Annotated in this window: 3 protein-coding genes; 2 read left to right on the top strand and 1 reads right to left on the bottom strand. The window is 70.3% G+C overall.

Going from position 1 to position 1,031, the window contains the following annotated elements; all coding sequences use genetic code 11:
* On the bottom strand, positions 1-162 hold a 162-nt coding region (locus tag AB0C29_RS50185; RefSeq protein ID WP_360835696.1), incomplete at its 3' end, for a helix-turn-helix transcriptional regulator.
* Between the two features lie 126 nt (positions 163-288).
* Here AB0C29_RS50185 and AB0C29_RS50180 point away from each other — a divergent pair.
* A complete protein-coding gene (locus AB0C29_RS50180) occupies positions 289-768 on the top strand; it encodes a nuclear transport factor 2 family protein (protein ID WP_360835694.1) in 480 nt (159 codons plus the stop codon).
* A gap of 48 nt (positions 769-816) precedes the next feature.
* A partial coding sequence (locus AB0C29_RS50175) for a helix-turn-helix domain-containing protein (RefSeq protein ID WP_360835692.1) occupies positions 817-1,031 on the top strand: 215 nt, incomplete at its 3' end.

Below are 1,031 nucleotides of genomic sequence, written 5' to 3'. Positions count from 1 at the left end.
GAACCGGTTGTCGGCCGTCTGCAGCCCCCGTTCGATCCGGCTCCAGGTGGCGTGTGAGACACCGGCCCTGCTGGCGGCGTACCGGACACTCCACCCACGAAGCAGGCGGCGGGCGCGGATCTGCGCGCCGACCGCGGGGTCGGCGATCCGTCGGAGGGTCATACGAGCGACGGTAGCCCCGCAGCTCCGCCGGGCGGTCCATGCCTGTACCACCACGCCTTGTTTTTGGCGACAACCTGTCGTAATCTTTAGGACAGGTTGTCGCTAAAAGAGATGTGAGGGCTTCCCATGACCGTGCTCGACGATCGCGCCGAACTTTCCGAGCTGCTGAGCCGCTATGCCGACATCGCGGACCTGAAGGAGTTCACCGAGCTGCCCGGCCTCGTCTTCACCGACCCGCTCACCATCGACTTCGAGTCGGTCGCCGGCATCCCGCCGATGACCGTGCCGCTGAGCGACTACGTCGGGATCGTCCGGGCCTCCTTCGCGTCCTTCACGGCGACTCACCACGCCATCACCGGCCACGTGATCGCCGTCGACGGTGACCGCGCGAACATCCACGCGCACGTCCGCGCCGAGCACTGGCTCCCGGCCGAGCTGGCCGGCGACGGACCCGACCGCTGGCTGGTGGCCGGCTTCTACGACAACGAGGCGGTCCGGACCCCGGACGGCTGGCGTCTCAGCCGGGTGAAGCTGACCGCCGCCCACCAGGAGAACCCGCAGCTCGCCGGGGTCGCCGTGGCTGCCGGGCAGGCCGGCCGGCGGTGAGGGCGGGCCCGACACGATCCAGGCCCCCTGGTGGGGGAGGATGACCGGATGCCGCGGATCCGGGGAGCCAGCATCGACGAGCACCACGAGATGGTGTGGGCCGAGCTCGCCCAGGCGACCCGGCAGCTGCTGCTCGAACGCGACTACGACTCGATCACCATGGGCCACATCGCGGCCCGGGCCGGCCTCGCCCGCAACACGCTGTACAACTACGCCGCCGACAAGAGCGCGCTGGTCCTGGCGCTGACCGAGCGGGCCGGCCG

Origin of the sequence: Actinoplanes sp. NPDC048791 (assembly GCF_040650095.1) — a bacterium.
Lineage (GTDB): Bacteria > Actinomycetota > Actinomycetes > Mycobacteriales > Micromonosporaceae > Actinoplanes.
This window is presented reverse-complemented; position numbering and strand designations above follow the sequence as displayed.

Bases quoted from the DNA above. Each gene is read 5' to 3' on its own strand.
- AB0C29_RS50180 (WP_360835694.1), top strand. From the start codon at position 289: ATGACCGTGCTCGACGATCGCGCCGAACTTTCCGAGCTGCTGAGCCGC.